This is a genomic window from Maritimibacter sp. HL-12 (assembly GCF_900177545.1).
Lineage (GTDB): Bacteria > Pseudomonadota > Alphaproteobacteria > Rhodobacterales > Rhodobacteraceae > Sinisalibacter.
Window position 1 is genome coordinate 778,220 of record NZ_FXBQ01000001.1, and the last position, 18,815, is coordinate 797,034.

The window sequence follows — 18,815 nt, forward strand, 5'->3', positions numbered from 1 at the left end:
TCACTCTGCCTCGTTGATCGCCGCGAAGAGCCGCAGCGCCTGTGTTGTCTCGTATGTATCATGCACACGCAGGATGTGCACCCCTTCCGCAGCCCCGTGTAGCGCAACGGCCAGCGACCCCGCCATGCGGTCTTTCGCCTCCTTCGCGCCACCGATCTCGCCGATGAACCGCTTGCGCGAGACCCCGAGCAGAACCGGCAGGCCAAGATCGTGGAACGCGGCGAGGTTGCGCAAGAGGGTCATGTTGTGGGTGGTGGTCTTGCCAAAGCCGATCCCCGGGTCGGTGACGATGTTCTCGCGCGCGATGCCCTGCCCTACCGCGTAGTCGATCCGCTCTTCGAGGAAGTCGAGCACCTCGGCCAGCACGTCGTCATAGGCCGGGGCCTTCTGCATGTCGGCCGGCGTGCCCTTGGCGTGCATCAGGCAGACCGGCACGCCGCGTTCGGCGCAGAGTGCAGCCAGTTCGGGATCGTAGCCGAAGGCGGCCACGTCGTTGACCATGTCGGCACCCGCATCGAGCGCGGCATCGGCGACAGCGGCCTTGCGGGTGTCAATCGAGATCGGGGTGGTCACCCCCGCCTCGCGAATCCCGGTGATCACCGGCACGATGCGGGCGATCTCCTGCGTTGTGCTCACGTCGGCCGCGCCCGGCCGGGTGCTCTCGCCGCCGATATCGATGATGTCGGCCTCTTCGGCCATGCGGATCGCGCGGGCCACGGCGGTGCTGATCTCGGCGTGATCGCCGCCATCGGAGAAGCTGTCGGGGGTGACGTTGAGCACGCCCATCACCCGCGGCCGGTCGAGGCTGAGGCCACAGATCGCGGGGCGCTCGGCGCTGAGCCGGGCACGGCTTTCGGCGTTCAGCCCGCCGGGCGAGATCGTCTTGAGGCTGCCGTCCTCGGCGCGCCGTTCCACGGCGTTGAACCAGGCGCTGCGGCTGCCCGCGAGCGGCAGACTGCCGCCATGACCGCCGGAGCGCGGGCCGAGGCGGGGGATCGGGCGGTAACGGGACGTCATGGTTTTTCTCCGCGGTCAAGACTGCGCACCGGCACGGCGGACTCGGGGGCCTCGACGCCGAAGCAAACCAGCTCGGTGGCGTGCATCAGCCCCGCGAACCAGGCGCTGAGCGCGGCCGCATCGCGGGGGCTGGCGGAAGGGCCGTCAACCGCATCGAGCACGATCTTCGACGGCGCCCAGACACTGATCTGGCCATGTTTCATCGCCCAATCCAATTCGGTGCGGGTGGCGACGACGACGCAGCGATCATCGCGCGCGGCGAGCACCCAGGCATTCTGCTCGATCGCGAGCAGGTCGATCCGGCGCTGGGTCATCGCGTGGCCGGTTTGCGGCGCGGGCAGATCGCTCGGGCCGACACACAGGATCGCCGGGCGCGGATCGGCGGCAAGCGCGTCGAGCAGGGCGGGCAGGCTTTCATCGGCAATCGCCGCGTTGGCAAGGTGCACCACAACCGGATGCGGCACCTCGTCGTCATCCGGTGCGGTGGGCGGGGTCTGGCCGCGTGCGCGCACGATTTCGACCCCCAGCGCGCCGGGCCCCCGGTCGAGCTTCTCGATCCGCACGAAAACCCGCATCGCTTGCGGCGCATGGAGGATCCGGTCGGCGATCTTTTCGGCCAGTGTTTCGAGCAGGTTGAGCCGCTCCGCGGCCAGTTCATGGCCTATCGCCTCGGTGATCGTGTCGTAGGACAGGATCCTGTCGACATCGTCGTCGAGCGGTGCCTTTGGCGGCGCCACCTCGACCACGACGCTGAAATTGAGGCGCTGACGCTTGCCACGCTCAAGCTGGAAGGCGCCGATATCGGCCTCGACAACGTGATCGCGCAGCGAAATGCGGTCATGCGGGCGGCTTGGCTGGCCGGTGGCCTCGGCCCGGGCCAGCGGCGGCTCGAAGGCGAGGCGGGTATCGGATGTCATGGTGGCGGTCTCCTTCCGGGCGGCACCATGGGGCAAGTCAGCAGATCTTTCCAGCCCGGCCGCGACACGCGGCTGACCTTCGCCGACGCACCGGGCGCGCTCAGCGGTAGAAGTGATGCACCCCGATCGAGGCCGTCCGGTCAAACTTGCGCGACCAACTCGGCGCAACCGCGTCGGTGTGGTAGAACAGCGCCCCATTGGTCAGGTTGCGCGGCGCGCCATCGAGCATCACCCGGGCCACCTTGCCCACCCGCGCAAAGGCGTCGGGGTTGGAGACATGTTCGGGCCGACCGTCACAGGTATAGGTGAACTGGCAGGCATAGCGCTTGCCGGTGCCCTGTTGGATCACGCCGCAGACGCTGTCGGGATATTGGGCGGAATCGACCCGGTTCAGGATCACCTCCGCCACCGCAAAGAGCCCCTTCGCATTTTCCCCCCGGGCCTCGAAATAGAGCGCCTCGGCAAGGCAGCGCCATTGATCGCCGCCATTGGCCACCGGCTGGCCGGAGATCCAGGTCTCCGATTGCAGGGCTGCCGCCTTCGACGTGGGATTGACCGATGCGAGCCGGGCGATCCGGGTTGCCCCGACCCCGGCGCGCGCCACGCGTTCGCTGTCGAGAAGCTGCGCAACCAGAGCCTCGGGCGCTCCGCGACCCTCCGCAAGCGCTGATGACGTGAAAATACCCAGCGCAGCAAACGCGCCCAGAACGATCCGTCTCATCTTTCCCCCCCAGTCGGTCCGGAGCGTTTCCCTTGGGCAAGTTTCTACCGCACGGCTGGAAATTAGTCCATAATTTCAGCAACTTATCGCGCTGAAATAGCATGCCCACACTACATGTAGTGGCACCCTGCAAGATCTAGTGGCCTGTTACCGCTATCGCCCGGGGCCTCAATACATCCGCGGCGGGCGCACTGCGCCGCGTTCGGCGATGCTGAGATGCGCCGCAGCGAGCCGCGCCACCGGCACCCGGAACGGCGAGCAGGAGACGTAATCAAACCCCGCCGCGCGGCAGAAGGCGATCGACTCGGGGTTGCCGCCGTGCTCACCGCAGATCGAGAGCGTGATCGCCGGGTTGCCCGCGCGCCCACGCTCGGCACCGATGGTCAGAAGCTCGCCGACGCCCTCCGCATCGAGGACGTGAAACGGGTCTTCCGCGTAGACGCCCTGGCTCACGTACTGGCTCATGAACCGCCCGGCATCGTCACGCGAGAGACCATAGGTCATCTGGGTCAGGTCATTGGTGCCGAAGCTGAGAAAGGCGGTATGCGGCGCGATTTCGCCCGCCCTCAGCGCGGCACGCGGGGTTTCCACCATCACGCCGAGAAGGTAGTCGAACTCCGCTCCGCGCTCGATGCGGACCGCCGCCGCCACGGCGTCGATCCGAGCCTTCACGATTTCCACTTCGCGCCGGGCCGAAACCAGCGGGATCATGATTTCCGGCACCACCACCGCCCCTTCCCGCGCGACCTCGACCACGGCCTCGAAGATTGCCCGCGCCTGCATGTCGTAGATTTCGGGCACCGTCAGGCCGAGCCGTACGCCGCGCATCCCGAGCATCGGGTTGAACTCGGAGAGCGCCTCGGCGCGGCGGGTCACGTCCGAGACCGGCAGATCGAGCGCCTCGGCCAGCTCGCGCAAGCCTTCACGCCCTTGCGGCAGGAATTCGTGCAGCGGCAGATCGAAAAGCCTGATCGTCACCGGCATGTCGGCCATGATCGAGAACAACTCGATGAAGTCGGCGCGCTGCATCGGCAGGATTCGGTCGAGGATCGAACGGCGATCCTCGGCGTCGTCGGCAAAGATCATCTCGCGCATGGCGAGCAGCCGGTCCTCGGCGAAAAACATGTGCTCGGTGCGGGCAAGACCGATCCCCTCGGCCTGGAACATATGTGCCTTGCGGGCGTCTTCCGGCGTATCGGCATTGGCGCGCACACCGATGTCGCGCGCCGCATCAGCCCAGGCCAGCAGGGTGGCGAAGTTTTCGCCCAGCGCGGGGGCCAGCATCGGCGCGGCGCCGGCGAGGGCATGGCCGCGGGTTCCGTCGATGGTGATCACGTCGCCCTCGCGCAGCACCCGGCCGTCGGGCAGCGTCAAGGTGCCCGCCTTGAGATCGAGCGTGATGTCGGAGGCCCCGACGACGCAGGGCAGTCCGAGGCCGCGCGCGATCACCGCGGCGTGGCTCGTCACCCCGCCGCGCTCGGTGAGCACGGCGCGCGCGGCATGCATCCCCCGGATGTCTTCCGGCGTCGTTTCGCGGCGCACAAGGATCGTGTCCTCGTCCTGCGCCGCCATCGCCTGCGCCGCGCGGGAGGAAAACACCACCCGCCCCGTCGCGCCCCCCGGCGAGGCGGGAATGCCCCGCAAGATCACGTCGCGCGCGCCTTCCGGATCGACCTGGCTGTGCAGGAGTTCCGGCAAGGAACGCGGCGGCACGCGCAGCACCGCCTCATCCTCGGAGATGATCCCGTCCTTCGCCAGCGCCACCGCGATCCTCAGGTTGGCGCGCGGATTGCGCGCCACGCGCACGGCGTCGAGGATGAACAGCCGCTCGTTCTCGACGGTGAACTCGATCTGCATTTCCTCGCGCAGCCGGGTGCGGGCGAGATCGCCGTAGCGCAGGAGATCGGCCCAGACCTCGGGCAGAACTTCCTCGATCGAGCCGCCGCGCGGATCGGCGGCGAGATAGAGGATCGCGCCGCCGCCCTCCTTGGCGTTGAGCGCGTCGCGCCCCTGCGCCTGGCACATGTAGCGGCCGCGTATTTCGCGCTGGCCGGTGGTGCCGTTGACGAACTGGATCACGCCCGATCCCGACACCCCGTTGCCGACGCCGAGCGCCATCTTCTGGACAACGAGCCCGAGGCCGGCGTCCGCCGGCGCGCCCTTGGCTTCGCGCAGAAGCCGGGCGGTGGTGCCCTCCCATGCCCGCGCCATCGAGCGCAGAACCTCGCCAAGCTGGCGCTTCGGGTCTTGCGGAAACCGCTCATCGGTTTCGGCCTCGTAGGCCGCGAGCGCGCGCGCCAGCGCCTGCGCCGTGGGGGTGGCGACGGTTTCGAACTCGTCGGCATCCAGCCGGGCGACGTGCACGGCGAAGGACTGGATGAAGCGCAGATAGAGCGCATTGGCCGCCGCCTCGCCGTGGCTCTCGGCCAGCCGGGCGTGCAGCGCATCGTTCATGCCGATGTTGAGAATAGCGCCGGGCCCGCCCCAGTCGGGCACCTGCGACGACGGGCGCACGGAGACCAGAGGATCCGGTCCGAGCCGCGCCAGCATGGCGTCGAGATCGGGCATCTCGCCGGTTGAAAGCGCGTGCACCGCGTCGAAATCGAGCGCCAGCGTGCGCGGCACCGGCATGTCGAGCCGAATCAACCGCTGCAGGCATTTTGCCCGCCCGCCATGCCGCTCGGCACTGATCGCCGCCGTTGGGGTGATCTCGTCGAACCCGGTGGACCCCGATGGACCTTTGTCTTTCTGCACCGCAGCAACTCCTTTGAGCCGAAGATAGCGTTCAACGCCGGTCTGACAAGCCACCAATCCCGGCAAGGATGCGACGGCCTGCGACAAAATTACCCCGGGGCGGACCTGGGGGTGGCGCGGTCAGCCGAGGACCGCGAGCAGGATGTTGAGCGTCACGAAGGCCGCCATGGTCGCGCCAAGCTGGGCGATGGAAGCAAGGCCCTCGTGGCCGACTTCCTGCGCAAAGACCGCGTAGATCGTGAACATCGGCACCGCCGCCGAGACGATCACCGCAAGGCGCAGATCGCCGGTGAGGCCGACGCCGAGCGCGCCGAGCGCGAGCACGGCGAGGAAGGTGAAGGCGGGCTGGACCAGCAGCTTTCCGGCCATGATCTGCCCGGCGAGCGCGCGGTTGCCGCGTATCTCGATCCCTGCGAGCGACCCGCCGATGACAATGAGCGCAAGCGCCGCGGCGGAGGCGGCGAGCAGGCCGACGAGGCGATCGACCGGGCCGGGCAAACTGATGCCCGTGAGCGATACTGCAAGGCCAAGCAGCATCCCGATCACCATCGGGCGGCGGATCACGCCTGTGAGCACACGCCAGACCTTGACCATGGGATGGCCCTGCCCCGCCGGTTTGCCCAGTTCGAGGATCACCAGCGCCAGCGGCACGATCACCACGTTCTCCACCAGCATGTTCATCGCGAGGATCAACCCGGCCTGATCGGGCAGCAGGATCAACATGAGCGGATAGCCGACGAAGCCGGAATTCGGGCAGGACGCACCCATCACCGCCACGCCGCGCCGGGCCGGATCGGTGCTGGCGGAAAACCACAGGAAAGCAACCAGCATCGTCGCCAGTGCCCCGGCGAGATAGACGCTCATGTAGGCGAGGTTGAACACCTCGCGCGCGGGCCGCGAAGCCACCGCGGAGAAGATCAGCGCAGGCAACGCGATGTTCATCACGTAAGCGCCGAAAACGCGCATGTCTGCGGGTTTGAAAACGCCTTTCCAAACCAGCCCGTAACCGAGCACGACCATGGCGAAGATCGGGAAGGTGATCGAGAAAACGGTGAGCATCAGCACCCTTCTTGCGAAACCGCCGCGACGGCGGCCCCCGCAGCCGTCGCCTGCGGGCCGGTGCCCACGCTCTGCGGCGGATAATCAGCCGATCCGGCCACGCGGCCCCTCGCCCACCTGCGCGCGGTGCAGGAGCAGGTGATCGAGCACCACGCAGGCCGCCATAGCCTCGCCCACGGGAACGGCGCGGATGCCGACGCAGGGGTCATGCCGGCCCTTGGTGACGATCTCGGCGGGCTCCCCGGCGCGGGTGATCGTCTTGCGCGGGGTGAGGATCGAGCTTGTTGGCTTCACCGCGAAACGCACCACGATATCCTGCCCGGTGGAGATCCCACCAAGGATGCCGCCTGCGTGGTTCGAGCTGAACACCGGCCCATCCGGACCCATGGCGATCTCGTCGGCGTTCTCCTCGCCGGTCAGCATCGCGGCCTGCATCCCCTCGCCGATCTCCACGCCCTTCACCGCGTTGATACTCATCATCGCGGCGGCAAGGTCGGTATCGAGCTTGGCATAGACCGGTGCGCCGAGCCCGGCGGGCGCACCGCGCACCACCACCTCGATCACCGCGCCGACGGAACTGCCGGCCTTGCGCAGCGCATCGAGGTAGCCCGCCCAGGATTCCGCCGCCTTTTGGTCGGGCGTCCAGAACGGGTTGCGCTCGATCTCGTCCCAGTCAAAGCGCGCCCGGTCGATCTCGTGAATGCCCATACGGGTCATGTAGCCCCGGATCTCGACCTCCGGTGCCAAGGCCTTCAGCACCTCCCGCGCCACGCCGCCCGCGGCCACCCGCGCGGCGGTTTCGCGCGCCGAGGAGCGCCCGCCGCCGCGTGGATCGCGGATGCCGTACTTGAGCCAATAGGTGATGTCGGCATGACCCGGGCGGAACTTCTCGGCGATGTCACCGTAATCCTTCGAGCGCTGATCGGTGTTCTCGATCATGAGCTGGACAGGCGTGCCGGTGGTTTCGCCCTCGTAGACGCCCGACAGGATGCGTACTTCGTCGGCTTCGCGCCGCTGGGTGGTAAACTTGTTCTGACCGGGCTTGCGTCGGTCGAGCCAGTGCTGGAGCATCACAGCATCCAGCTTCACCCCGGGCGGCACGCCATCGACCGTGGCCCCGAGCGCGGGTCCGTGGCTTTCGCCCCATGTGGTCACACGGAAGACATGTCCGAAGCTGTTCATCATGGCCGGGCTCCCTTCGCAAAACCGTGTAGGGGTTTGGCCTTGCAGGGGCAAGCGTTGAGGCATAGGTTTGGTACCACCTCGGGGTGCCGCGAGTTTTCTCGCGGCTGAGATGCGCAAGTGAACCCGTTGAACCTGAACCGGTTAGGACCGGCGGAGGGAAGGTCAGGATCATCCTACCGGAACGCCGCCCGCCCGTATGGAGGATGACATGAAAGCACTCACCATCGCAGCGGGACTATCCACCTTGGCCAGCGTGGCCATGGCGGAAACCCCCGTGCTCACGATCTACACCTACGACAGTTTCGTTGCCGAATGGGGCCCCGGCCCGGCGGTGGAGGCCGCCTTCGAGGAAACCTGCGACTGCGATCTGCAATTCGTCTCGGTCGGCGACGGTGCCGAGATTCTCGCGCGGTTGCGGCTGGAAGGCGCGCGCAGCCCGGCCGATATCGCCCTCGGCCTCGATACCAACCTGACGGCCGCAGCGAGCGAAACCGGGCTGTTTGCGCCCGCCCAGATCGACACGCCCGCGCTCGACCTGCCGATCGCGTGGAACGACGATACCTTCATCCCCTTCGATTGGGGCTGGTTCGCCTTCGTCTACGACAAGGAAAACGTGCCCGAGCCGCCAAGCTCCTTCGAGGATCTCATCGCCTCGGACCACTCGCTGCTGATCCAGGACCCGCGCTCCTCGACCCCCGGCCTCGGGTTGCTGCTCTGGATGAAATCGGTCTACGGCGACGAGGCCGCCGATGCTTGGGCGCGGCTGAACCCGCAGATCGTGACGGTCACCAAGGGCTGGACGGAGGCCTACGGCATGTTCCTCGAAGGCGAGGCCGACATGGTGCTGTCCTACACAACGTCGCCGGCCTATCACCTGATCGCCGAGGACGATGACAGCAAGTCGGCGGCGGCCTTCGACGAAGGCAATTACCTGCAAATCGAGGTGGCGGCGAAGCTCGCCAGCAGCGATCAGCCGGACCTCGCCGACGACTTCCTCGAATTCATGCTGTCGGACGCCTTCCAGGCGCTGATCCCGGAAACCAACTGGATGTATCCGGCGGTGACCCCGGAGGGCGGCTTGCCCGAGGGATTCGAGACGCTGGCAAAGCCCGACACCTCGTTGCTCTACCTCGGCGATGAGGCCCGCGAAATGCGCGACGAAGCCCTGGCGGAATGGCTCGCAGCCTCGGCCCGCTGAGCCGCGCCGACGTCACGGGGGCGGCTGCGCTCGCCCTCGTGCTCGCGCTGGTGCTGGGCACGCTCGTGGCGGTGACGCTGCGGGCAGAAGCGGCCGCCGGCCTCGGCCCCGCCGACTGGGCCGCGATCCGCTTCACGCTGGTGCAGGCCACGCTGTCGGCGGCGCTCTCGGTGGCGCTCGCCGTGCCGGTGGCGCGGGCCTTGGCGCGCCGCCGCTTTCCCGGCCGGAGCGTGTTGATCACGCTGCTCGGCGCGCCCTTCATCCTGCCGGTCATCGTGGCGGTGCTCGGGCTCATCGCGGTGTTCGGCCGCGCCGGGATTTTCAGCACCGCGCTGGGCTGGCTCGGGCTGGAGCCGATCTCGATCTACGGCTTTCACGGCGTGGTCATCGCGCATGTGTTCTTCAACCTGCCGCTCGCCACGCGGCTGATCCTGCAAGGCTGGCTGGCGATGCCCGCCGAACGCTTCCGGCTCGCGGCCTCGCTCGGCTTTGCCCCCGCCGACATCGCCCGCACGCTGGAGCGTCCGATGCTGCGGCAGGTTCTGCCCGGGGCCTTCCTCGTGATCTTCCTGCTGTGTCTCACCAGTTTTGCCGTGGCCCTCACGCTGGGGGGCGGGCCTGGTGCGACAACGATCGAGCTGGCGATCTACCAGGCCTTTCGCTTCGATTTCGATCTCGGCAAGGCGGCGCTTCTGGCGCTGGTGCAGGTCGGCGTGGCGGGTGCCGCCGCGATTATCGCGCTGCGCGTGAGCCTGCCTGAAGGTTCCGGCGCTGGGCTTGACCGGGCGGTAACACGGTGGGACGCCGCCACCCCGCTCCTGCGGATCCAGGACGCCGCGCTGATCGGTCTTGCCGCGCTCTTTCTGATCCTGCCGCTCGCGATGATCGCGCGCGACGGGCTCCCCACGCTTTTGCACCTGCCTGCCTCGGTCGGCTGGGCGGCGCTGCGCTCGCTGGCCGTGGCGCTGGCCTCGGCTGCATTGACGCTCGCGCTCGCCCTGCCGATTGCCGCCCTCGCCCAGCACCGCCGCTCGAAGCTCGCCGAGGGGATCGGCACGCTCACCATCGCCGCTTCGCCGCTGGTGATCGGCACCGGGCTGTTCATCCTGCTGTTTCCCTTCGTCGATCCCTCTCGCCTTGCGCTGCCGGTGACGGCGCTTGTCAACGCGGTGATGGCACTGCCCTTCGCGTTGCGTGCATTGATGCCGGCGCTGAGCCAGGTCGAGGCCGATTTCGGGCAACTCGCGGACGGGCTCGGGATGACCGGGTGGGCGCGGCTGCGCCACCTCTGGCTGCCACGCCTGCGCCGTCCGCTCGGCTTTGCCACTGGCCTTGCGGCCGCGCTCAGCATGGGCGATCTCGGGGTCGTGGCAATGTTTGCCGCGCCCGACGAGGGCACCTTGCCGCTCACGCTCTACCGGCTGATGGCGGCCTACCGGATGGACCTTGCAGCCGGGGCGGCGCTGGTTCTGCTGGCGCTCTCGCTCGCGCTGTTCTGGATCTTCGACCGGGGAGGCCGTCTCGATGCTGACGCTTGACCATGTGCTTGTGCAATGGGGCGACTGGAAACTGCGGGCCGACTTCCGCATCGAGCGCGGCGCGCGGGTTGCCGTGCTCGGCCCTTCCGGGGCAGGGAAATCGACCCTGCTGGCCGCGATTGCCGGGTTTCAACCACTGGCTGCGGGCCGCGTCCTGTGGGACGGCGCCGACATCACGCCGCTGCCCCCGGCGTCGCGGCCGGTTTCGATCCTGTTCCAGGACAACAACCTGTTTCCGCACCTGACCGCCGCCCAGAATGTCGGTCTGGGTTTGCGGCCCGACCTGAGGCTCGACAAGGCGCAGCACATAGCGGTGGAGGAGGCGCTGGACCGGGTTGGGCTGGAGGGCCTCGCGGCGCGCAAGCCCGGTCAGCTTTCCGGCGGACAGGCCGCGCGGGTCGCGCTTGCGCGCGCTCTGTTGCGCCGCAAACCGCTGATGCTGCTCGATGAACCTTTCGGCGCACTGGGCCCGGCCCTGCGGGTCGAAATGCTGGCGCTCGTGGCGGAGATCGTACGCGAAACCGGCGCGACGCTGCTCACCGTCAGCCACGAACCCGCAGACGCAAAGGCGCTGGCCGACGGGGTGATCCTTGTCGCGGATGGCGCGGCGCATCCGCCGGTGCCGACGTCGGAAATATTCGCCGATCCGCCGGAGGCGCTGCGCGACTATCTTGGCCAACCGGGCTGAAACGAAAAGGGCGCTCCGAAGAGCGCCCTTTCCCGATTCTCAAAGCCCGATCAGAGCCGTGCCTGCTTGCCGCCGTGCTTGACCGGATACCACAGCTTCTTGTTGGCGAGATAGAGCAGCGTGGTGAGCAGCACGAGCAGCGTCACCGCCACGATACCGGCCTGCTTGCGCGCCATCATCTTCGGCTCCGCCGTCCACATCAGGAAGGCGGCGACGTCTTTCGCCATCTGTTCTTCGGTCGCCGGGGTGCCGTCGTCGTACTCGACGAGACCTTCGAACAATTGCGGTGCCATCTGCACCCAGCCCGAGGAATAGGCGGTGTTCTCATAGAGGAACTGGCCCGCCACCTCGTCTTCCTCACCGGTGTAGCCGAGGAGGTAGCTGGTGATGTATTCCGCGCCACCAATACCCTTGATGAGCTGGTTGATGCCCAACCCGTAGGGGCCATGGAAGCCCGCGCGGGCCTTCGCCATCAGCGAAAGGTCCGGCCCCATGCCCTCGCCCGACACGGTCGGGAAGTGGTCGGCGGGGGTTGCCGGCCGGTAATCGTCGAGTTCCTCGTCGAACACTTCGAAATACTCGGCCGCAAAGGCGCGCACCTCTGCTTCCGTGTAGGCCGGCCCGCCCGGATCGGCGAGCGTGCGGAGCGGCACGTAGCGCAGACCGTGACAGGCGGAGCAGGCATCGGTGTAGACCTTGAGACCACGCTGAAGCTGCTGCTGGTCATAGGTGCCGAACGGCCCCTCGAAGGAGAAGGCGTAATCGTCGATGTGTCCGCCTTCGCCCGCAGCCAGAGCCGCGCCACCGCCGAAGGCCAGTGACATGGCGGTGATCGCGGTGAGGGTGAGTTTCCTGATCATTTCGTTGATCCTTTCTCTACGCTCACTCAGCCGCCGAGCCGGAGGCTTCGGGGTAGTGGTGGTTGAAGTCTTCCTCGATGGTTGCCGGCGGCGTCTTCGACTTCTCGGTCCAGCCAAGCAGCGGCAGGATCACGAGGAAGTAGGCGAACCAGTAGGCCGAAGCGATCAGCGAGATCGTGGCATAGGGCTCGTCGGTCGATTGCGCGCCAACCCACATCAGAACCATGAAGTCGATTGCCAGCAGCCAGAACCAGAACTTGAACATCGGCCGGTAGGCACCCGAACGGGTTTTCGAGGTGTCGAGCCACGGGGCCAGCGCCATCACCAGGATGGCACCGAACATCGCGAGCACGCCGAAGAACTTCGCATCGACGATACCGCCGGTGACAAAGCTCACCAGTTGCACCGCCCAGACATCCGCGGTGAAGGCCCGCAGGATCGCGTAGAACGGCAGGAAATACCATTCCGGCACGATGTGCGCGGGCGTCGAAAGCGGGTTGGCCTCGATGTAGTTGTCGGGGTGGCCGAGGTAGTTCGGCATGAAGCCGACGATGGCGAAGAACACCAAGAGCACGAGCGCCAGCGCGAACAGGTCCTTGATCACGAAGTAGGGCCAGAACGGCAGGGTGTCCTTCTCGGCTTCCTGCTTCGAGGCCCGCCGCACTTCCACGCCGGTCGGGTTGTTGTTGCCGGTGGTGTGGAAGGCCCAGATGTGCACCGCGACGAGCGCGACGATCACGAAAGGCAGCAGGTAGTGCAGTGAGAAGAAGCGGTTCAGCGAAGCGTTGTCGACCGCCGGGCCGCCGAGCAGCCAGGTCTGGATCGCTTCGCCCACGAAGGGGATCGCGCCGAACAGGCCGGTGATCACCGTGGCACCCCAGAACGACATCTGCCCCCAGGGCAGAACGTAGCCTAGGAAACCGGTTGCCATCATCGCGAGGTAGATAAGCATGCCGATGATCCAGGTCACTTCGCGCGGCGACTTGTAGGAGCCGTAGTAGAGGCCGCGGAAGATGTGGATGTAGACAGCCACGAAGAACAGCGACGCGCCGTTCTGGTGAATGTAGCGCAGCATGTGGCCACCGTTCACATCGCGCATGATGTGTTCGACCGAGGCAAAGGCCAGGTCGACATGCGGGGTGTAGTGCATCACCAGAATGATGCCGGTGACGATCTGCAACACCAGGGTGAAGGCCAGGACGATACCCCAGATCCACCACCAGTTGAGGTTTTTCGGGGTGGGGATCATCAAGGTGTCATAGGCGAGCCCCACAATCGGGAGGCGGTTGTGAAGCCACGTCGCGAACCGTCCCTTCGGCTCGTAGTGGTCGTGCGGAATACCGGACATGTGTTTCCTCCCTTAGCCCAGCTTGATCGTCGTTTCGTCAACGAATTCGGCGACCGGAATGGGCAGGTTTTCAGGCGCGGGGCCTTTGCGAATGCGGCCAGACGCGTCGTAGTGCGAGCCGTGGCAGGGGCAATACCAGCCGTTGTATTCACCGGCACCGTTGCCGAGCGGCACGCAGCCGAGATGGGTGCAGACCCCCATCATCACCAGCCAGCGGCCCTCTTCATCGAGGGTGCGGTTCTCATCGGAGGCATCGAGGCTCGGGTCGGCATTGTCGTTACGCGCGAACTGATCGGGCATGCCCTCGATGTCTTCGCTGCGCGCACGCTCGATTTCATCATCGGTGCGGTGGCGGATGAACACCGGCTTGCCGAGCCATTTCACCGTCAATTGGCTGCCTTCGACCACATCGGCGATATCGACCCGGATCGAGGCCAGGGCGCGCACGTCTGCGGAGGGGTTCATCTGGTTCACCAGCGGCCAGACCGCGGCGCCCGTGGCCACGACACCGGCCCCGGCCGTTGCGTAATAGAGGAAATCCCTGCGGGTTCCTTCGTGATCGTCTGCGTGTGACACGAGATCTTCTCCCTTCTTGAGCCGCAGGCGCGGCCAAAAGACCACGGGCCACAGTTACCCGCAGCCCATTGCGCGGGTGTTTAGCGCGCGAAAATCCGCCAGTCCAGCGGACAATCGCGCGCAGGCCAGCGAATCATGGGCCGGATCGTCGCAGGTTCACTTCGGCTGGACGGGCACCAGATGGCCGAATAGAGTTCCCCACCGGGAGGGACGCAGATGTCTGACTGGCTGAGAAAGTGGCGCAACCTTCTGATTCTGGTGATTTTTGCGGCGGCTTTGGCAACCGTTCCGCCGGTGCCGGAACGTTGGGGCGATCGCATCGCCTGGACCTTGCCCGCCCTGGCCGGCATCTGCTCCATCGCAAATGGCACATGGCCCGAAACCCTGCTGCGCTTCGCGGCGATGGAGGCCACGGTACAGGGCACCAAGTCCGCATTGGCAGATGCCGAGATCAACGCCCGACCCCGCGGAGGCGAACGCGGCTTCCCCTCGGCACACAGCGCCCATGCCGCTTTCGGGGCAAGCGCATTGGTGCATGATTGCATTGCCGCGAACCCGGCGATGCGGGTGGGGCTGATCGTTGCAGCAGGATTCACCGGGGCCAGCCGGGTGGACGCGGGCGCGCACAACGCCTGGCAGGTGCTCGCAGGCTGGATCGTGGGTTTCGGGTTTGAGCGGCTCTGGCGCAATCGCAAGAGACGGGGCTTAGCCTGAGGTCGCGGATTCGTCAGGCCGGGAATGTCGCCTTCATGCTCGCGCGTTCGGAGAAAACCGCAAACCAGTCATCCAGACCGTCGCGATCCTTGCGCCATGGGCGGCCGGGGTGGCGAAAGTCGAGGTAGCCGAGCGCGCAGCCGACCGAGATCACCCCGGCGTCGAGCGGCCCGGCAAGGTGGCTCATCCAGCGCGCGTTGAGCGCATCGAGCGCGTTTTCGATCTTGGCCCATTGCGCATCGAGCCAGCCCTTGTCCTGCTTGTCTTCCGGGCGGCAGCGGCCCTCGTAGACCATCAGCACCGCCGCATCCATGATGCCGTCGCCAGTGGCTTCCAGCGTCAGGGTTTCCCAGACGTGGCTGTCGGGGTAGAGCCGCCCCTCCGCCCGCGCGTCAAGATAGCGGGTGATCACCCGGCTGTCGTAGAGCGTGCAGCCATCCGGGCGGATCAGCGCGGGGATCTTCTTCAGCGCGTGGGCCGCCGAAACCTCGGGCGCGGGCCTGGTCGGCGAGGTGGCAACCTCGACCAGTTCCACCCCCTCGCTCATGTCCAGTTCATGCAGAGCCACCCGGACCTTGCGCACGTAGGGCGAAGCCGATGCGTAGAGCAGTTGCATCATCCTAGACTCTCCGGAACCGGACCCGACCGAGCGCGCTGGCGTCGATCTCGATGCCGGGGCCGCTCGGGCCAAACCGGATCACCCGCCGCAACCGGCCGGTGGCGTTGAGCTGTTCATCCTCGCGCCGCGCGGTCAGCCCCTCGGGGGTTTCATCAAAGGCATCTTCGGCGCGCTGGTCGCGGCGGCCACGCTCGATGCTGCGGGCCACGGCATAGGTGGCCAGGGCGACGGTGCCGTAGCGCAACGCGATGGCGGTGATCGGGGCGAGAGGCAGAGGCATGGCGTTCTCCCAGTGGGCAAACTCGAATCTAGGCAGCGGCACCGGTTCTGTCCACGCCTTTGCGCGTGGCTTCAACCGGTTGGCGCATCGGCGCCGATCAGGCGGGCGCTGTCATGCCCCTCGATCATTGCCGCAACAATCCGCCCTTCGGGCCGGTCGCTGGCAAAGACCACCTCCGCGAAGTGTTCGGTTCGCCCCATGCGCGGGTTTTCCATAAGCACGCTGTGCCGCTGTCCCACCTGCCCCGCCAGGTGCGCGGCAACCCGCGCCTGCCCCGCCTCGCGCAGACGCGCGGCACGGCCGCGGATCGCGCCACCCGCCACCTGCGGCATCCGCGCCGCGGGCGTGCCCGAGCGCGGCGAATAGGGGAAGACGTGCAGCCACGTCAGCCCGCATTCCTCGACCAGCTTGAGAGAATTGGCGAAATGCGCCTCGGTTTCGGTCGGGAACCCGGCGATGATGTCGGCCCCGAAGGTGATGCCGGGGCGCAGGCGGCGGGCCTCCTCGGTGAAGGCGATGGCATCGTCGCGCGAGTGCCGCCGCTTCATCCGCTTCAGGATCAGGTTGTCGCCATGCTGGAGCGAAAGGTGCAGATGCGGCATCAGGCGCGGTTCGGTGGCGATGGCCTGCATCAGGTTGTCATCCGCTTCGATGCTGTCGATCGATGAGATCCGCAATCGAGGCAGATCGGGCACCAGCTTCAGAATGCGCATCACGAGATCGCCAAGCCGTGGCTCGCCAGGCAGATCGGAGCCCCAACTTGTCAAGTCGACCCCGGTGAGCACGACCTCGTTGAAACCGGCACCGGCCAGCCGCTTGATCTGCTCGACCACCACGCCGGCCGGCACCGAGCGCGAATTGCCGCGGCCGAACGGGATGATGCAGAAGGTGCAGCGGTGATCGCAGCCGTTCTGAACCTGCACGTAGGCCCGGCTGCGGGTGCCGAAGCCGTCGATCAGGTGCCCGGCAGTCTCGGTGACCGACATGATATCGTCGACCCGCACCTTCTCGGTGGACGCCATCAGCCCGGCCCAGGTTTCGGGCTGCATCTTCTCGGCATTGCCGATCACCGCGTCGACTTCGCCCATCGCGGCGAAAGTCTCAGGCTCGGTCTGGGCGGCGCAGCCGGTGACGATCAGCCTAGCATCGGGGTTCTCGCGCCTGAGCCGGCGGATCTCCTTGCGCGCCTTGCGCACCGCCTCGGCGGTGACCGCGCAGGTGTTGACCACCACCGCGCCCTCGACGCCCGCCCGCTCCGCGAGCGCCTTCATCGCCTCGGTCTCGTAGGCGTTCAGGCGACAGCCAAGGGTGGCGAAAACCGGGGGTTTGGCAGCCATCAGATGCCCTCCAGGAAATCCCGGGTGAGCACCGCGTCGAACACATGCGCGGTGGGGCCGGTCATCCAGACGCCATCCTCGCGCCAGTCGAGCGCCAGCCAGCCGCCATCGACCTCCATGCGCACCTCGCGCCCGGTCAGCCCGCGCCGCACGGCGGCCACCGCGGTGGCGCAGGCCCCCGAGCCGCAGGCGAGGGTGATCCCGGTGCCCCGCTCCCAAACCCGCATGCGGATCTCGTCCGGGCCGCGTACTTCGGCAAACTCCACGTTGGTGCGCTCGGGAAACAGCGGGTCACGCTCGATGCGTGGCCCGATCCCGGCGACGTCGACCGCCTCGGCGTCATCGACGAAGAACACCGCGTGCGGATTGCCCATGCCCACCGCCACCGGATCGCCGTCGAGCGGCAGATGCGCGGTATCGGCCGCGTGCGCCAGCGGCACCTCGCGCCAGTCGGTCTGGGGGTGGCCCATGTTCACATGCACCGCGCCCTCGATCAGGCGTGCTTCCAGCACGCCGCGTTCGGTGCGCAGCGAGAGGGTCTCGCGGCCCGTCTTGTCGAGCAGGTAGCGTGCAACGCAGCGCGTGGCATTGCCACAGGCCCCGGCGCGGCTGCCATCGGCATTCCAGAAATCGAGGTCGATATCTGCCACGTCGCTGTCGCGCATCTCGGCAAGCTGGTCGAACCCGACACCCCGGTTCCTGTCGCCCAGCGCGCGCGCCAAGGCCTCGGTGACAACAGGCTCCCGCCCGCGTGAATCGATGATCACGAAGTCATTTCCGGCCCCATGCCATTTCATGAAGGCAAGGCCCTGATCCGGGTACGCGCTGTCCATTCCCGCCATATACGCCCGGCAAACCGGATTCGCCAGATCAGAAGGATTTTTCGCTTGACCCCATGGGACCTGCGTTCTAGTCACCGCTCCGCAGTGGGCCGTTAGCTCAGTTGGTAGAGCAACTGACTTTTAATCAGTGGGTCGCAGGTTCGAATCCTGCACGGCTCACCACTGAAGCACCTCGTTTCAAACGAAAACCCCTTCCTGGGCATCGTCCGGGGATTGGTGCATTCAAGGGGTTTGCTGATATTGCCGACCAGCACCCAGGATCGGGCGCGCCCGAGCCACCCTACCCGTTTCGCAACACGTCTTCAGGGTGCTACGGGGATTTCAGGCCGGGGCGGGATGCCGCCCGACCCGCGGTTCTCGCGCATCAGGCGCGGTCCGGTTTCCAAGCGCAGCGGGTGCTTGATTTCGACCGTCAACTCCAATTAGACTTGGAGTCTGGGCAAATGGCAACGATTTTCAATCAGTTCGAGGCTCGCCCGATGTCGACGCAAATCAGTCTGTCAACGCTCTCGCCCGTCATTGTCATCGATGACGACGAGTTCTTTCGTGTCGCCATTGAAACGGTGCTGCGCGACAGGTTCGGGGTTGAGTCAGTCGTCACCTGCGCGACGGCCGGGGATGCGATTGCACAGCTCTCCAACGACTCCCAATTCGGTCTGGGACTCGTCGATCTGAACATGCCCGGGATCGACAATCGAAAATTGCTCGAAACCGTGAAGGCCACACAACCCGATATCCGGCTCGTGGTGCTGTCGGCCTCCAGGGCTCGGGAAGATATCCTGATGGCGCTCTCGGCAAACGCCCATGGCTTCATCAACAAGGGTCTCGGCATCGGCGAAACGGAGACGGCGCTCCAGAAGATTGCCGACGGGGCGGTTTACATCCCGCCGTTCACGCCGGAACTGGAGCCCGAGCAGACCGCGAGGGACCCCGAGACCGATCGTTCCTCCGTCTCGCTCGCCGCGTTGACTCCCCGGCAGTTGGAGGTGCTTCGCCTTCTGGTGGCGGGCCAGTCCAACAAGGGGATCGCGCGGGCGCTTGGCATCAACCCGAGCACTGTCAAGTTTCACATGTCTTTCATCTTCCGCGTCCTCGGAGCATCAAACCGGGTCGAGGCCGCGATGATCGGCGCTCACCTTCTCAGAGACAGCGATTGAACCGG

Annotated in this window: 18 protein-coding genes, 1 tRNA gene and 1 riboswitch; of the genes, 6 read left to right on the forward strand and 13 right to left on the reverse strand. The window is 66.7% G+C overall.

Translation table 11 applies throughout. The features are described from left to right. From folP to aroC, 6 genes are all read right to left on the reverse strand, one after another. On the reverse strand, positions 1 to 1,017 hold the full coding sequence (folP, locus tag B9Y97_RS03985; protein ID WP_085525536.1) for a dihydropteroate synthase: 1,017 nt from the start codon (positions 1,015 to 1,017) through the stop codon (positions 1 to 3). Further along, entirely contained in the window at positions 1,014 to 1,934 is a 921-nt protein-coding gene (locus B9Y97_RS03990) for a dihydroneopterin aldolase (RefSeq protein ID WP_085525537.1), read from the reverse strand. Before B9Y97_RS03990 ends, folP begins: the two co-directional genes overlap by 4 nt. 100 nt (positions 1,935 to 2,034) lie before the next feature. Next, entirely contained in the window at positions 2,035 to 2,655 is a 621-nt protein-coding gene (locus B9Y97_RS03995) for a cell wall hydrolase (RefSeq protein ID WP_085525538.1), read from the reverse strand. Positions 2,656 to 2,823: 168 nt separating this feature from the next. Then, positions 2,824 to 5,409, reverse strand: coding sequence for a putative PEP-binding protein (locus B9Y97_RS04000; RefSeq protein ID WP_085525539.1), 2,586 nt, complete (start codon positions 5,407 to 5,409; stop codon positions 2,824 to 2,826). A 120-nt stretch (positions 5,410 to 5,529) separates the two neighbouring features. Next, complete coding sequence (locus B9Y97_RS04005; RefSeq protein WP_085525540.1) at positions 5,530 to 6,468, reverse strand: AEC family transporter; 939 nt, start codon at positions 6,466 to 6,468, stop codon at positions 5,530 to 5,532. An 84-nt stretch (positions 6,469 to 6,552) separates the two neighbouring features. Continuing rightward, on the reverse strand, positions 6,553 to 7,653 hold the full coding sequence (gene aroC, locus B9Y97_RS04010) for a chorismate synthase (protein WP_085525541.1): 1,101 nt from the start codon (positions 7,651 to 7,653) through the stop codon (positions 6,553 to 6,555). Between the two features lie 69 nt (positions 7,654 to 7,722). Continuing rightward, positions 7,723 to 7,829, forward strand: a riboswitch (TPP riboswitch). 32 nt (positions 7,830 to 7,861) lie between these two features. Between aroC and thiB the strand changes: the two genes are divergently transcribed. The 3 genes from thiB to B9Y97_RS04025 are packed head-to-tail and all read left to right on the forward strand — an operon-like array spanning position 7,862 to position 11,077. Then, positions 7,862 to 8,851 (forward strand): thiamine ABC transporter substrate binding subunit, encoded by a 990-nt coding sequence (thiB, locus tag B9Y97_RS04015; RefSeq protein WP_085528093.1) that lies wholly within the window; start codon positions 7,862 to 7,864, stop codon positions 8,849 to 8,851. After that, the gene (locus tag B9Y97_RS04020; protein WP_085525542.1) at positions 8,827 to 10,389 is read left to right on the forward strand and encodes a thiamine/thiamine pyrophosphate ABC transporter permease ThiP; all 1,563 of its coding nucleotides are present in this window, start codon (positions 8,827 to 8,829) and stop codon (positions 10,387 to 10,389) included. The genes thiB and B9Y97_RS04020 overlap by 25 nt, the downstream gene beginning before the upstream one ends. Further along, a complete protein-coding gene (locus tag B9Y97_RS04025) occupies positions 10,376 to 11,077 on the forward strand; it encodes a thiamine ABC transporter ATP-binding protein (protein WP_085528094.1) in 702 nt (233 codons plus the stop codon). Before B9Y97_RS04020 ends, B9Y97_RS04025 begins: the two co-directional genes overlap by 14 nt. Before the next feature lie 50 nt (positions 11,078 to 11,127). Here the strand turns inward: B9Y97_RS04025 and B9Y97_RS04030 are convergent, their stop codons facing one another. The 3 genes from B9Y97_RS04030 to petA are packed head-to-tail and all read right to left on the reverse strand — an operon-like array spanning position 11,128 to position 13,861. Beyond that, on the reverse strand, positions 11,128 to 11,937 hold the full coding sequence (locus B9Y97_RS04030) for a cytochrome c1 (RefSeq protein WP_085525543.1): 810 nt from the start codon (positions 11,935 to 11,937) through the stop codon (positions 11,128 to 11,130). A gap of 22 nt (positions 11,938 to 11,959) precedes the next feature. Then, a complete protein-coding gene (gene petB / locus B9Y97_RS04035; RefSeq protein WP_085525544.1) occupies positions 11,960 to 13,285 on the reverse strand; it encodes a cytochrome b in 1,326 nt (441 codons plus the stop codon). A gap of 12 nt (positions 13,286 to 13,297) precedes the next feature. Next, on the reverse strand, positions 13,298 to 13,861 hold the full coding sequence (petA, locus tag B9Y97_RS04040) for a ubiquinol-cytochrome c reductase iron-sulfur subunit (protein WP_085528095.1): 564 nt from the start codon (positions 13,859 to 13,861) through the stop codon (positions 13,298 to 13,300). A 216-nt stretch (positions 13,862 to 14,077) separates the two neighbouring features. On the opposite strand from petA, the gene B9Y97_RS04045 reads away from it, so the two are divergent. Next, complete coding sequence (locus B9Y97_RS04045; protein WP_085525545.1) at positions 14,078 to 14,575, forward strand: phosphatase PAP2 family protein; 498 nt, start codon at positions 14,078 to 14,080, stop codon at positions 14,573 to 14,575. A 13-nt stretch (positions 14,576 to 14,588) separates the two neighbouring features. On the opposite strand, the gene B9Y97_RS04050 is transcribed toward B9Y97_RS04045, so the two are convergent. The 4 genes from B9Y97_RS04050 to dapF all read right to left on the reverse strand — a co-directional run bounded on the left by B9Y97_RS04050 (position 14,589) and on the right by dapF (position 17,644). Further along, positions 14,589 to 15,191 carry a glutathione S-transferase family protein gene (locus tag B9Y97_RS04050; RefSeq protein ID WP_085528096.1) on the reverse strand — a complete coding sequence of 201 codons (603 nt, stop codon included), beginning with the start codon at positions 15,189 to 15,191 and terminating at the stop codon, positions 14,589 to 14,591. Positions 15,192 to 15,195: 4 nt separating this feature from the next. Next, positions 15,196 to 15,474 (reverse strand): hypothetical protein, encoded by a 279-nt coding sequence (locus B9Y97_RS04055; protein ID WP_085525546.1) that lies wholly within the window; start codon positions 15,472 to 15,474, stop codon positions 15,196 to 15,198. 71 nt (positions 15,475 to 15,545) lie between these two features. Then, a complete protein-coding gene (gene mtaB / locus B9Y97_RS04060; RefSeq protein ID WP_085525547.1) occupies positions 15,546 to 16,811 on the reverse strand; it encodes a tRNA (N(6)-L-threonylcarbamoyladenosine(37)-C(2))-methylthiotransferase MtaB in 1,266 nt (421 codons plus the stop codon). Then, positions 16,811 to 17,644, reverse strand: a complete 834-nt coding sequence (gene dapF, locus B9Y97_RS04065) for a diaminopimelate epimerase (protein ID WP_085525548.1) — start codon at positions 17,642 to 17,644, stop codon at positions 16,811 to 16,813. Before dapF ends, mtaB begins: the two co-directional genes overlap by 1 nt. Positions 17,645 to 17,739: 95 nt before the next feature. Here dapF and B9Y97_RS04070 point away from each other — a divergent pair. Both B9Y97_RS04070 and B9Y97_RS04075 read left to right on the forward strand, forming a co-directional pair. After that, positions 17,740 to 17,815, forward strand: a tRNA-Lys gene (locus B9Y97_RS04070). A 281-nt stretch (positions 17,816 to 18,096) separates the two neighbouring features. Continuing rightward, entirely contained in the window at positions 18,097 to 18,810 is a 714-nt protein-coding gene (locus B9Y97_RS04075; protein ID WP_085525549.1) for a LuxR C-terminal-related transcriptional regulator, read from the forward strand. The last annotated feature ends 5 nt before the right edge of the window (positions 18,811 to 18,815 follow it).